Source organism: Psychrobacter sp. TWR1-1-1 (assembly GCF_049895865.1).
Lineage (GTDB): Bacteria > Pseudomonadota > Gammaproteobacteria > Pseudomonadales > Moraxellaceae > Psychrobacter > Psychrobacter immobilis_A.
Genome location: NZ_JAFCTE010000001.1, coordinates 209,199 through 222,097, shown reverse-complemented (window position 1 = coordinate 222,097; position 12,899 = coordinate 209,199). Strand labels below are relative to the sequence as shown.

The window sequence follows — 12,899 nt, the reverse complement described above, 5'->3', positions numbered from 1 at the left end:
GTTGTTACATATGTTTTCTTCATTCCTCCTCTATGGTTTTCTTTGAACCTACTGAGTTTTGGATTAAAGATTCATATGAGGAACTTTCATGCAAAAAACATTATTGACTAAATTATTCATCATCGCCGGGCTTTGTATTATTTTTGCCATCGGTCTCGGTATGATTGGCTCAGTCATCTACGAACGACAAAATTATGCCGCGTCGGTGGTTAAAGAAATTGCCCAGCAGCACGTCAATCCGCAAGAAGTCATCACCCCATTTATTATCATCCCTACCACAATTACGCCTGAATGTCAGATTACAGCACCTGAAACAACCAGTAAGTGTGCACCATCCTATTTAAAAAATGAAATTGTCTTTGCCAGTCAGACCCAAGCCATACAAGATCTTGAAGTCAGCACTGATACCTATAAACGCGGCATCTATCATGCGACCAGTTATGATGGTGCGTTGGCATTTGACCAGCGCTATACATTTGATCAAGCCATCAGTAGCTTATATGACACTACGAGCAAAACTAGTGACGCACAAGGCTCCATCAACACACCCACCAATAAAAATAACACCCAGCCCGAAAAAACCATTATCCACTGGAATGCAGCAAAATTGATTATTCCAGTATCAGATCTGCGCGGCGTGGCGACGCTACCAACGGTGACCATTGATAAAAAGCCGATAAAAGCGACCTACCCTCAGACAGCGCTGCTGAAAAATCTGACCTATGTAGAAGTAGCTATTCCGCAAGATATATTACAGCGTTCAGTAAGAAATATAACGAGCCAGCAGAATGGCAATAACGCTCTTGCTACGAACGATGCTAGCGAGTCATTGACCAGTACAGAAATCGTCATTGATTTACCGTTAGCTGATATTAGCAATGTAAACACTATACCGACTGGACAAAACTTTAACTTAACGATGCGCAGTAATTGGCATGCGCCAAACTTTATTGGTAAGGCGCTTCCCAATGCCAAAAAACTTACCGCTAAAGGTTTTGAAGCCAGTTGGCAAAATCAGTATTTAACAATAGCCAACAATCAAGATTTGTCGCAGTGTATCAGCAGCGCTAACAACCGATGTGTCGTCACCAGTCAAGCCACTCTTGATAACAACAGCCAGTCAATGGCTTCTGATGATGCGCTTATAGCAATGGAAGGCGCTGCTACAGCAGAAGCTACTGCCATACCTGATAGCTATCGAAACGTGCGCCTGAACAGCTTTGGTGTGAGTTTTGCTGAGCCTAATGATGTATATTTACAAACTGAAAGAACGATGAAATATGCCTTATTATTAATCTTAGTATCATTCGGCACTTTCTTCTTATTTGAAGTAATTAAATCCAGCCGCATCCACCCTATTCAATATCTGTTGGTCGGTTGTGCGCTGTTTGTGTTTTATGTCTTACTATTACCACTTGCTGAGCAAATTGTCTTTTGGAAAGCGTATGCCATTGCTGCCAGCGCCTGTGTTGGACTCATTGGTTGGTATACTTATTATGTACTGGGCGGCGTCAAGCGAGCGGCGATTTTTACTGTCACACTGGCAGGATTGTATGCGGCGTTTTTCGGTATATTAACCACCGAAGATATGAATTTATTGCTTGGTGCTGTCTTCTGTTTTGTGCTACTCGCTTGCGTGATGGTCATGACGCGTAAAATTGATTGGTATAAAATTGCCTAACTCAGATAGGGCATGTTAAAAGCGTTTAGTCTAGGGCTGTCTTATGTTGGTATCATTGGCTATTATTAAGCCTGTCAACATAAGACCGCTCGATCTACTCATAGATAATTCAATATAGCTATCATCTCATTTATTATCATCTAATGATCTCGCTATTCAAGGCCTTCGCCCAGTCTCGACATCCATTCTCACAGCGTTCACAGAGCTGATTTGGGTCAGATATATAATCGACATAGCCGCAGTGCATACATGCGTAATATGTTTCTGACTCTATCTCTTCGACAGGTTGATACTGCTTAGGGAAAAGCGGCATACCATAGCCAGTGTTTTCAGGCGGATATAACAATATGCTAAAATTACCGTCTGTCTCTAGCAAGCCTGTACGCACTTGACCCAAATGCTCAACCCCTTGTTGGCGCATTTCAGTAAAAAACTCATCATGAGACATTTTACCCTTTTTAATCTTATCGAGTACCAGCATTCCGTCTTCTACAATATAGAGCGACTTCCCTTCTAATAGATCTTCAAAAGGTTGAAATTCCATCATGATCCACGTGCACAATCGATAAAGCACGATAACAGCGCTCATGACTAGCACCGCCTGAATAATCGGCAAATCCTCGTTAAACATAGGGTCACCTGCGATAGAGCCCAATGATAAAATAATGGTCAACTCAAAGATTGACAGCTGACGGACGCCGCGTTTGCCCGTCAAACGCAAAAACGAGATAATCAGCACAAACATGACGCTGACACGCACCAATATCTCAAGCGCAAATGCCCAAGTGGTGTCATGAATAAAGATACTTGCCCAATCCATACTACTTTTTCCTATCTATTGTTTTTATTTGATTTATGACGATTAACTTCAGCAATTGTCCTAAGTATGCGCTTGACCTGCCACCACCCTTGCAGTCGGTCTTTATTGTTAATTCAACTATCATCAGTCCAATTTAAAAAATACTTTTGCCCGCAAGTGCAATAAAATATGCTCTGTTGTGAGAAACCTCCCAATTGGCAACTAGCAACTAGCAACTAGCAACTAGCAACTAGCAACTCAGTTTTCACACTTCAGCCAGTATTTTTCTGGTAAAAAAGCGGTAATAACAACATCCCTAAAAGTCGAATTTGCCTATTTTATTCAAAAACCAACTTCTTTATTGTAGGAATTATTTTTGAAAGCCACCTTGTACACCGTTATTGCATTAATCGCCTTTGCTGCAAACTCTCTCTTTTGCCGGATGGCGTTAGCAGAGGGTCATATAGATGCTTGGAGCTTTACCATTTTGCGACTGCTGAGCGCTGCTGTCTGCCTAAGTATTATCATGACCATTCATGCTTATCGGTTACGACAGCACGTGCGAGAGCCTGACAGTATTGCTCACGCTGCTATTTTAAACGACAAAGGTAGCTGGTTAAGTAGTCTGAGCTTAGTGATTTATGCGCTATGCTTTTCGATTGCTTATGTAGAGTTGGATACTGGTACAGGAGCGCTGATTCTATTTTCAGCGGTTCAGCTGACGATGATTGGTTGGGGCATCTATAAGAAAGAGCAATTGAGCGGCTTACAATGGCTGGCATTTATCGTAGCGGTAGCAGGGTTTGTCTATTTGATGCTACCGTCAGCAGCGGTGCCTTCGTTATTAGCGGCGGTGCTTATGGCAATCAGTGGTGCTGCTTGGGGTATATATAGCATACGCGGCAAATCATGCGTGTCACCGCTGCGAGCCACAGGTTTTAATTTCATTCGGAGTCTGATAGCAGCGCCCATACTGTTAGTGATAAGCATGACTTATCTAGAAAATATAGGCTTGGAAAACATCAATCTAGGTGATATTACTATCAAAGGAGTACTTTTGGCCTGTGCATCAGGAGCGATCGCATCTGGTATGGGCTACAGTATCTGGTATATGGCCATGCCTTTGTTAAAAAACACTCAAGCAGCAGTTGTACAATTGTGTGTACCTATACTGGCTGCGATATTAGGCGTGGTGTTTTTATCTGAGCAATTGACCATGCCATTCGTTATAGCAAGCTCAGTTATCTTGGGTGCAGTACTGGTATTTATTTTAAATAGAGAAAAAGCCCCTTCGTGAAATATCCTCATTCGTTATTCAAAATTAATAGGCTAATAAAGACTAAAATGCTTAGTGATAAAAAAGACAGATAAGATTACTACCATAGCCCTCAAACACAACATGAAGTTACATTCTCTACGGTATCATGTTGCTTGAAGTAACAACCTACTTTTACCGATACTTTTGAGGCATATTATGAAAAAATTATTAGCCGTAGCACCTTTTGCTCTATTATTGTCTGCCTGCGCCACTAATGCACCAACTACTACGACCCCAGAGACCAATACTCAGCCAGTAGTCCAATCATTCACTTGTGAAGACAACGGTCAACTCACTGCTGCTTACACTGAAAATGGTCAAACTGCTAACCTAAACGTGACCTTGCCTAAAGTTGGCTTGACCAATGCAAAAATCACTATGGAGCAAGCGGTATCAGGTTCTGGCGCTCGTTATGTCAATAATGTTAACCCTAAAACCACTTACGATTGGCACACCAAAGCGGATTACGGCATCATGACCATCAAATCAGACAATGGTCAACAATACCAAGTGAACTGCCAACTATAATAACCCTAGAAACAAGCGTAAATAATACGTGGTGGTTATTTGAATAAAACCCATGTTTTTATTCTCATCTATTGAAAACGAAAGGGCCAGTAGTCAACCTACTGGCTCTTTTTTGTGCTTAAGTTTTTATGCTTGATAAGTTGATCTTAATGACTAACGTTGAATCATTCAATAAAAAACTGCCTGAATACTTTATGTACTCAAGCAGTTGAAAGTCATGTCGTTTTTATATTTGTTTATAGTTATTAGAAACAGCTGTTGAATCAGTCGTTAGGTATTAACTACTGCTGACCGTTAAACCACGGTCACATGCAAACGTGCATCGACATTACCGCGAGTAGCATTAGAGTATGGGCAAACTTGATGAGCTGTTTCGACCAGTGTTTGCGCTTGAGCCTCATCAATGCCCGACACTTCAACATACAAATCTATGTCTAAGTTATAGCTACCATCGGCTTTCATACCAATACCCACTTGGGTCGAGGTTTTTGAGGCAGTGATTGGCAGTTTCATTTGCTGGGCGGTCAGATTTAAAGCACTATCAAAACAAGCCGCATAACCCATTGCAAAAAGCTGCTCTGGATTGACACCTTCCTTGTCTGTTTCTTGAAAAGAGACCAGGTCAAAACTTAGCGAACCATCGTCAAGACCTGTGTGACCAGAACGACCACCGGTTGCCGTTGCGCGTGTTTTATAGAAAATTTTCATCATATATTCCTTATGGATTGGCATGTTATTAATATTGTGCAATACGCTGCAAATCAATCTTACTGCGTTTTGATGCCATCATTATAGAAGTGAGCACGCTAATCCGGTAGAGCATTACTCCAGAATCCTTGCCTAATCCTATAAATATTTATATCATTAGGCAAATTATAAAGTAAGCATAAATCATGAAAACGAAAACGGTAGAGCAGCTACTTAGTATGTTACCCAAAAACCAAACCATCGAATCAGACATTTCAGGCTTGTTTTTTTATTGTGCCGACAGACCAAGAAAGACTATCAGCTATATCCAAGAACCTAGCATATGTATCGTCTTACAAGGCACGCGTGAAATTTACTTAGGTACAGATTGCCAGAAATTTGATGACAGCAGTCTGATGTTCTGCCCTGTCAATATTCCTATAAGCATGCATATCAAACACGCCACTGTAGAGAAGCCTGTCATCGTATTGTCTATGAAATTAAATTTGGCGCTCATTCGTGAGGTCATGGCACAAATACCACCTCAGAAAAATGCCGATTATGAGCATCAAGGTATAAAATGGCCGTTAGAAGACACCATATTAACCGCATTCGAGCGGCTGATAGACTTGCTTAATTATCCAAATGATATAGATTTTTTATCACCTTTAATCCAGCAAGAGATTTATTATCGGCTACTCTCAGTACAGCAAGGTCATAAGCTTCGGCAACTGGTGGTTAATGGCAGTCACACCCACCGTATTGCCCAAGCTACCGATTGGCTAAAAGCGCATTTAGAAGAGCCCGTCATCATAGAAGATTTGGCCAGTCGCTGCGGTATGAGTGTGTCGGGATTTCATCAACATTTTAAAGAAATCACTCAACTAAGCCCGCTTCAATATCAAAAAAGCCTACGATTGATGAAAGCGCGGCAGCTGATTCAACTCGGCGAGGCACAAGTATCGCAAATCGCCATGCAAGTAGGCTATGAAAGTCCCAGCCAATTTAGCCGTGAATATAAGCGGTTATTTGGAGTAAGTCCAAGCAGTGAGTTAATAAATATCTAGAATGAGGCTTCTACTATAATGGTTTCTGACTAGGGCAATCCCTCTGCGTCTTGACAGCTTCATAAGCAACTGCGTATACAATGTAATTATCTGTTTAACAGATTCCTACACCCTCCCTCTTTCCAGCCAAACAAACGACGAAATATCTTACCCAAGAAAAAAACAGTTGACTTGGTCTATATATTCATATTATAACATATAATATATATATTCATAATTTAGCACCTATTATAATAATTTTTCTACGTGTGATCGTCAGAATATTTCGGGAGGCACTAACATGATTCGTTTAAGCTATACTCTCAAATGCTGGGCATTGGGTGTCACTTATTTTTTGGTGTTTTATTTTATGGTGGTCATGAGCGACCCTGGTTTTAGCAAGTATATTTATATGCTGGCACTAAGCACTTTGTTATTCCCCGTAGCTAAGCGTGCAGTCGATGTCATGACGGATTTTTTTACACCAAACACGGTATTATTTAATGGATTATTGCCCTCATTATTGATCAACGTGGTGATTTGGATACTCACGCCATTTATTGTAACACTGACCGTTATAGCATTCGTGCTTTATAGTATGGGTGTGCTGACAGAAAAGATCAGCCACTAATTTTAGAGCAAAGGCTCCATGACGCCACCTTTGCTTTTTTGTTTCATAAAAGATTTATCCTTCGCAAAAAAACAATGATACTTAAAATCAATTTAATGAGATGAATAAAACGATAAGACCTGCATCTTGGTTATGATGCGTCTTCTTTTGCCGTGAGAAGAACACAAAAAACGAGTTCAATGTTTATGACATTGTATTAAAAGAAAAACTGATAGATAAAGAAACGCTAGACGACATCTTGTCTCCTAGCAATAGAATATATCCAGAAGTTAATCAAATGCCTTAATGCACAGTAAATAAACAAAAGACTGGGTTAGCAATTGCCAATCCAGCCTTTTTATCGATAGTGAGTGAGGGTTGGTTACTTAAAATCAGTAGGATATCCATACGATAACCTACTCTATCAAAGCTACGCGCAAATCTCACGAATAATTATTTGATTTTGATATTTGCCTAGAGGCCCATATTGACCGATAGGGCTAATGTTACCAATGACACAAGTTTCGAAATATTTGTAATAGCCTTTTTGATTGAGACTTTTCGAATCTTTAATTAATAATTGCTTTGGGTCTGACACATAGTAAATAATGTTATCAGAAACGAACTCATGAATCTCAAAGCTTCTTTTAAAACTGCCGCGTAACTGCACTTCTTTTTCTACGCTTGTTGGCGCAAATACCTTCAAATTTTTATTATTACTGGCTTGTGTTTCATCACAGCCCGTACTCATAAATATAGTTGATGCAAATCCTAATATTATCAATCTACCTTTAATCATTATTCTTTATCCTACTCAAAAACTTACATCAATATATTAGGTAACATCCAAAAAACGTTGGTATAAAAAATAATAGCTCTCTGATTTAATCAAATATTATCGACTAAATCAAAGAGCTATACAAGACAATTGTCATATATTGTTAATTAGCAAATTTTAAAAATCTAACGCTATCCTAACTCATTTTATCCCACATCTTGCTTAGGCGCTTTGGTGACACTGCCATGCGGGTTTTCATCGGTTGCGCGAATAGCTGAATACGATACTCCTCGACCATCCATCGATACTCACTAATGGCTTTATCATTGGCACGATTTGCCAGCCGTTCCATATGCTCATCAAGGGCATAGACACCGTCGAGATCGGATTCGAGATTGTGCTCAAGCCGTTCGATACGAATTTCAAGCGCCTCTAGATAGCGTGGATACTGCTGCCATTGGCTATAATCCATGCGATAAACAAAATCAGCCAAGTGTAAGTCTTCTAATTGGTCTTCGATATCTTCGATAGACTCACCAAATACCTCTCGATCGAGCATGAGTAAGCTTTGGCGAATACGTTGCCAGCGAGTATAGACATTTTTAAGGATTTTTATAACGTTTTGCCCCGTCAATAGAAAGTTAACCGACACCACTTCCAAGGTTTTCTCGTACTCTTCTGGCGTAAAGGGTAATTCTTCAGCAAGCGCTACGGCAGTATCATCAGCGCTTTCAGGCAAATCAGCACTATGATCAAATAATACATAATGCTCTTCAAGCGACGCGTCCAATGCCACGTCGATGACGATGGTTTTTAGCTTCTCCATATCACCAAGTGGTGCAAATGCCAATTTGAATATCTTATCAATTTGGCTGGTCAGCTGTTTTTTCTTCCCACCAAGCTTACCTTTTATCAAGGTCAAAACCCCGATACGGTGTGCCTGTAACGCTGCATTGACATCGGTATATTGATGGATAGATACCGCTTCACCTGACGCATCTGCTACGAGCGCAGCAAACTGCTTCATCACCACGCCTGCACTATGATGATTTTTGCTAAAGGCAAAATGCTCAGGGAATTCGGTATGCGTACCTTGCTGCTCATTCACCGCTTGGCGGGTTTCAGAGGCATGACGAATCTGTAGCGTTTGCAGGTCGCGACCCTTTTCGATAATGCGGTTTTTGTCGTCGACCACACAGATTTGCGGCTGCAAATAGCGATCAATGCTAGAGGGATTAAAGCTATCAGGCGTTACTGACATAACGCCGCGACGATTTAGGGCTTGGCAAAGCTGCTTGAGCAATCCTTGTCCACCAGCAGGTTGCAATTCATCAAACAAGCTATCGGCTGTATCAGGAATCGGTACAATTTGACGGCGAATATCCTTTGGTAGTGACTTAAGCAATTGTAATACTAGCTCATAACGCCAACCGGGTACGCCCCATAATAGTTCGATCGCATCAAGCTGCGGTAGCGCGGCAAGTGGCACACGAATGGTCACGCCATCATCATCGCTGGACGGATCAAAGACATAACGTAGCGGTAGTTTTAAATCACCCAATTTCCACACTTCTGGGAAATCGCCTGTGGTCGGTGCTTGGCTATTGAGCACGTCATCATCGGTAAAGAATAGATATTTGGCATCAGTTTTTTCAACCTCGGCACGCCAATCTTCAAAGGCTTTGCGACTGGCAATATGCTCAGGTATTTTTTTATCATAAAACTGATACAGTGCTTCTTCATCAACCAACAAATCACGGCGACGTAACTTATCTTCAATGCGTTCAATGTCGGCAATTTTATCCATATTATGCTGTAAAAATGGCGCTTGACGCCCCAAATTACCAGTCACCAGACCATCACGAATGAAGATTTCTCGTGATTCAACTAAGTTTACTTGCTCATAATTGGTCAGCTGCTTACTAATAATAATCAGCCCAAATAAGCTAATCTGCGCGTAAGCTTTCACTCGTCCAGTCTTCTTCGACCAATGCGGCTCAAAGTAGTGATACTTTAATAAGTCACCTGCCGCTGAGATAATCCACTCTGGTTCAATTTTGGCAACAGTGCGCATGAAGACTTGCGAGGTTTCGACCACTTCAAAAGCCATGACCCAAGGTGGTACTTGTTTAAATACCGTACTGGCTGGGAAGATTTTGGCTTTTTGCTGGCGAGCCGCTAAGTATTCACCACGATTCTCAGTTTTGTGCGCAATCGTAGACAATAGACCTGTCAATAATGCGCGGTGTAAATTGGCATATTTAACTGCTTTGAGTTCTTCATCTTCTATCACGGTAGGGTCGCTGGTCATGTTTTCTAACGAAGCATTTTTATCAGCTCCTTTATCGGAAGCTTTTGCCTCTTTAACATCCGTCAGCTTGAGGTCTGTGACCATTTGTACTAACTGACGATGGGTTTGATTCCACTCACGTACACGCGGGAAGCTCAGATAGTTTTTCTTGGTAAAATTCTTACGCTGATTGCCAGACAGCTGATTGCCATCTTCATCTTTTTCAAATAGCGCTTTCCACAGACTCAGATAGAATAAAAAGTCAGAATCATCTTGACGAAATTCCGCATGCTTTTGGTCGGCTTGCTGGCGTTTATTGGCAGGACGCTCGCGTGGATCCTGTACAGCAAGAGCCGCTACTACAATCAGCATCTCACGGATACAATCAAAATCACTGCCCGCAACCAACATACGTGCTAGCCTTGGATCGATTGGCATACGCGCCATTTTTTGTCCAGTTGGCGTCAGGCTTAAATGGTCGAGACCTTTTTTTGGTTTTGGCTTATTGTTTTGATGAGCAGCAGTTACTTCATTTTTAGAGGTAATAGCGCCTAACTCATCAAGCAATTTATGCCCATCAGTAACCAAGCGGCTATCGGGTGGCTCGATAAAGGCAAAATCATCAACACTACCTAAGCGCAGATTGGCCATTTGTAAAATAACCGAGGCTAAATTAGTTCGCAAAATCTCAGGTTCGGTAAATTCTGGACGACCGGTAAAGTCCTCTTCACTATAAAGACGGATACAAACACCCGGCGCAACACGACCGCAGCGACCTTTACGCTGATTGGCAGCCGCTTGCGAGATCGCCTCAATCGGTAAACGCTGTACGCGCGAGCGATACGAATAACGAGAAATCCGCGCAAAACCCAAGTCAATCACATAGCGGATACCCGGTACGGTCAGCGCGGTCTCGGCAACGTTGGTCGCAATAACGATACGCCGACCACGACCTGACGGTTGAAAGATGCGCTGCTGCTCTTCATAAGTCTGCCGTGCAAATAGTGGCAGCACTTCGGTGTGCTTGGGTCCATGACGCTCAAGCACCTCTTGGAGCTCACGAATTTCCGCTTCTGTCGCGGCAAATATGAGAATGTCCGCTTGGTCAGCATGACCTTTATTTTGTGCATCGCTAAAGCATTCTTCGACGGCGGCAACGACCGCACGTGGCAGATTTTCTTCAAAGTCATCGTAGCTATCATCGTCCGAGCTGTTGACTGGCTCATCAGTGAGGGGACGGTAACGAACTTCCACTGGAAAACTACGACCTTCGACATTAAAAATAGGCGCAGGTACGTTGCGTTTTAGCTTATTATCATAGCGGCTAAAGTATTCACTAAAGCGTTTGGTATCAAGTGTTGCTGAGGTAATAATCACTTTTAAATCAGGACGTTTGGGCAGTAGCTTTTTCAGATAACCCATAATGAAATCAATGTTTAAGCTACGTTCATGCGCCTCATCAATAATGATGGTATCGTATTTACTCAAGAATCTATCGTGACCCAATTCAGCCAGCAAGATACCATCGGTCATCAGCTTAACAACAGATTGCGCCGTACCCTGCTCATTAAAGCGAATCTTGAAGCTGACAGTATTACCGAGCTGCTCGCCCAATTCTTCAGCGATACGGTTTGCCACACTGCGCGCGGCCAATCGTCGAGGCTGGGTATGCCCTATCTGCCCAGTGATACCGCGACCTGCCAGCATTGCAAGCTTCGGCAATTGCGTCGTCTTACCAGAACCTGTCTCCCCTGCAACAATAATGACTTGGTGATCAATAATTGCCTGTACTAAATCTTCTGCACGTTGACTCACGGGCAAATCAAGATTCAGCTTTTCTGCCAGTTTTTCTGGAATACTATCCATACGTGCCTGCACCGCTTGCTGTGAGCGGGTCTTGATTTTTTCATACTGCGCACGTTTTTTAGTTAGCCCATCATCCGCTTTATCGTCAGAAACTTTTTTATTTTTAGCCACGGCAGCCCTTTCCAGTTCACGCTCAAGACGACTTAAATAATAACTGTCTTTAGCGAGTACTGGTAAATCAACAACCATATCAGGTTGTGAAGACGCTTCATTACTGTTTTCTGTCATATTTGAATTATCGTCACTTGTGTTTGCTAATTTACTTAATTCATCGAATCTAAGCTCATTGGTGTTGTTTTCAGTCGGCATAACTGAGGCTTTCTTAGAAGTATTCGGCATATTTACTTAGGCTATTTATTGTTTGGAAGTGGTTAGATTATGAGGGTAATTTGGGCGTGATTCAAGGTGGTTATAGTGTTTGCTTGGCAGCTATGCAGGCTATTGCCTATTTGCAAAACGCTCAGTCAAAATATTTCTAAGCTCATTAGTCATAGGCTTAAATTTAAAATGCTTCGGCTCCATCTGAGCAATCAAAGCATACTGATCCTTTTCAATTGAGTTATTCTCACAAGAAAAATGATTCATCTCCTGACCAGTGATGGCACTAATAATATAAAAAGAGGTATCGCTATCTTCAAACTGTGTCAGCTCATAGTAATTATTCGGATCCCGCATAACGAGATTAGTACCACTAGAAAGAGTCGTATAATAGGTATCCTCAGCAGCTTGCTACGCCTCTAATCTTAAAGTATTGCCTTGGGTGGCGAAATAATACTTAAGCATATAACCAATATCGCTATTAATCACATCCAAACGTAAATGCTCACCCTCTTCTGTGATGCATTGATAGATCATAAAAGGTTCGTAAATTCGTGGCTTAGTAGTGACATTTTATCAAATTTCTCAAACCTGCCAGCCCTATTTTATTTTTGTGAATAAATTATTTGTAAGCTCAAACGCTGCTTGTATAAATAATCTGCTGACGAATGGCAGCCCCCGTAAAGAAATTCTGCAACTTTTGCAATGGCAGCCTAAGAAAAGGTAGATGCAGCGAAAGTATTAACCTCTCAAACGCTACCATTTCATCAGCTAATGCTTGTGCGACATCAGGTTGAATCTGAGGATTTTCATACACATTATCAATCAACCAAGTGAGTTTTGGAAACTTAGCATTATCATGAATCTGATAAAGGGTCGGTAATAGCTCATCAGAGAGTTGGCAACGCGATTTGCGAATCATTCCATTTTTATAGTACATATTTAAAGCCATATTAGGGTGTGTCCTTAATTAAATGA

The 12,899-nt window shown here is 41.6% G+C and carries 12 protein-coding genes; 5 read left to right on the top strand and 7 right to left on the bottom strand.

What is annotated here, in order from left to right:
• Nucleotides 1-88: 88 nt before the first annotated feature.
• On the top strand, nt 89-1,681 hold the full coding sequence (gene creD / locus ACP69U_RS00925; RefSeq protein WP_426137514.1) for a cell envelope integrity protein CreD: 1,593 nt from the start codon (nt 89-91) through the stop codon (nt 1,679-1,681).
• 136 nt (nt 1,682-1,817) lie between these two features.
• On the opposite strand, the gene ACP69U_RS00920 is transcribed toward creD, so the two are convergent.
• Complete coding sequence (locus ACP69U_RS00920) at nt 1,818-2,501, bottom strand: DUF421 domain-containing protein (protein ID WP_426137513.1); 684 nt, start codon at nt 2,499-2,501, stop codon at nt 1,818-1,820.
• Between the two features lie 355 nt (nt 2,502-2,856).
• Here ACP69U_RS00920 and ACP69U_RS00915 point away from each other — a divergent pair, with 355 nt between their 5' ends.
• Together ACP69U_RS00915 and ACP69U_RS00910 are read left to right on the top strand one after the other, a co-directional pair.
• Nucleotides 2,857-3,777 (top strand): DMT family transporter, encoded by a 921-nt coding sequence (locus tag ACP69U_RS00915; RefSeq protein ID WP_426137512.1) that lies wholly within the window; start codon nt 2,857-2,859, stop codon nt 3,775-3,777.
• A gap of 177 nt (nt 3,778-3,954) precedes the next feature.
• A complete protein-coding gene (locus ACP69U_RS00910; RefSeq protein ID WP_426137511.1) occupies nt 3,955-4,326 on the top strand; it encodes an MliC family protein in 372 nt (123 codons plus the stop codon).
• Nucleotides 4,327-4,620: 294 nt separating this feature from the next.
• Here the strand turns inward: ACP69U_RS00910 and ACP69U_RS00905 are convergent, their stop codons facing one another.
• Nucleotides 4,621-5,034: an organic hydroperoxide resistance protein gene (locus tag ACP69U_RS00905; RefSeq protein WP_426137510.1), complete on the bottom strand. Its 414-nt coding sequence runs from the start codon at nt 5,032-5,034 to the stop codon at nt 4,621-4,623.
• 185 nt (nt 5,035-5,219) lie between these two features.
• Here ACP69U_RS00905 and ACP69U_RS00900 point away from each other — a divergent pair, with 185 nt between their 5' ends.
• Entirely contained in the window at nt 5,220-6,080 is an 861-nt protein-coding gene (locus tag ACP69U_RS00900) for an AraC family transcriptional regulator N-terminal domain-containing protein (RefSeq protein WP_426137509.1), read from the top strand.
• Between the two features lie 280 nt (nt 6,081-6,360).
• Nucleotides 6,361-6,690 carry a hypothetical protein gene (locus tag ACP69U_RS00895; protein ID WP_426137508.1) on the top strand — a complete coding sequence of 110 codons (330 nt, stop codon included), beginning with the start codon at nt 6,361-6,363 and terminating at the stop codon, nt 6,688-6,690.
• A 409-nt stretch (nt 6,691-7,099) separates the two neighbouring features.
• Here ACP69U_RS00895 and ACP69U_RS00890 read toward each other — a convergent pair whose 3' ends face one another.
• From ACP69U_RS00890 to ACP69U_RS00870, 5 genes are all read right to left on the bottom strand, one after another.
• A complete protein-coding gene (locus ACP69U_RS00890; protein WP_426137507.1) occupies nt 7,100-7,468 on the bottom strand; it encodes a hypothetical protein in 369 nt (122 codons plus the stop codon).
• 175 nt (nt 7,469-7,643) lie between these two features.
• Entirely contained in the window at nt 7,644-11,831 is a 4,188-nt protein-coding gene (gene hrpA, locus ACP69U_RS00885; RefSeq protein ID WP_426137678.1) for an ATP-dependent RNA helicase HrpA, read from the bottom strand.
• Nucleotides 11,832-12,041: 210 nt separating this feature from the next.
• Complete coding sequence (locus ACP69U_RS00880; protein ID WP_193008031.1) at nt 12,042-12,278, bottom strand: hypothetical protein; 237 nt, start codon at nt 12,276-12,278, stop codon at nt 12,042-12,044.
• A 54-nt stretch (nt 12,279-12,332) separates the two neighbouring features.
• Nucleotides 12,333-12,458 (bottom strand): hypothetical protein, encoded by a 126-nt coding sequence (locus ACP69U_RS00875; protein ID WP_264298282.1) that lies wholly within the window; start codon nt 12,456-12,458, stop codon nt 12,333-12,335.
• A gap of 97 nt (nt 12,459-12,555) precedes the next feature.
• Nucleotides 12,556-12,873: a hypothetical protein gene (locus ACP69U_RS00870; RefSeq protein ID WP_193008033.1), complete on the bottom strand. Its 318-nt coding sequence runs from the start codon at nt 12,871-12,873 to the stop codon at nt 12,556-12,558.
• Between the last annotated feature and the right edge of the window lie 26 nt (nt 12,874-12,899).

Bases quoted from the DNA above. Each gene is read 5' to 3' on its own strand.
- creD (WP_426137514.1), top strand. From the start codon at position 89: ATGCAAAAAACATTATTGACTAAATTATTCATCATCGCCGGGCTTTGT.
- ACP69U_RS00920 (WP_426137513.1), bottom strand. From the start codon at position 2,501: ATGGATTGGGCAAGTATCTTTATTCATGACACCACTTGGGCATTTGCG.
- ACP69U_RS00910 (WP_426137511.1), top strand. From the start codon at position 3,955: ATGAAAAAATTATTAGCCGTAGCACCTTTTGCTCTATTATTGTCTGCC.
- ACP69U_RS00905 (WP_426137510.1), bottom strand. From the start codon at position 5,034: ATGAAAATTTTCTATAAAACACGCGCAACGGCAACCGGTGGTCGTTCT.
- ACP69U_RS00900 (WP_426137509.1), top strand. From the start codon at position 5,220: ATGAAAACGAAAACGGTAGAGCAGCTACTTAGTATGTTACCCAAAAAC.
- ACP69U_RS00895 (WP_426137508.1), top strand. From the start codon at position 6,361: ATGATTCGTTTAAGCTATACTCTCAAATGCTGGGCATTGGGTGTCACT.
- ACP69U_RS00890 (WP_426137507.1), bottom strand. From the start codon at position 7,468: ATGATTAAAGGTAGATTGATAATATTAGGATTTGCATCAACTATATTT.
- hrpA (WP_426137678.1), bottom strand. From the start codon at position 11,831: ATGACAGAAAACAGTAATGAAGCGTCTTCACAACCTGATATGGTTGTT.
- ACP69U_RS00880 (WP_193008031.1), bottom strand. From the start codon at position 12,278: ATGCGGGATCCGAATAATTACTATGAGCTGACACAGTTTGAAGATAGC.
- ACP69U_RS00875 (WP_264298282.1), bottom strand. From the start codon at position 12,458: ATGATCTATCAATGCATCACAGAAGAGGGTGAGCATTTACGTTTGGAT.
- ACP69U_RS00870 (WP_193008033.1), bottom strand. From the start codon at position 12,873: ATGGCTTTAAATATGTACTATAAAAATGGAATGATTCGCAAATCGCGT.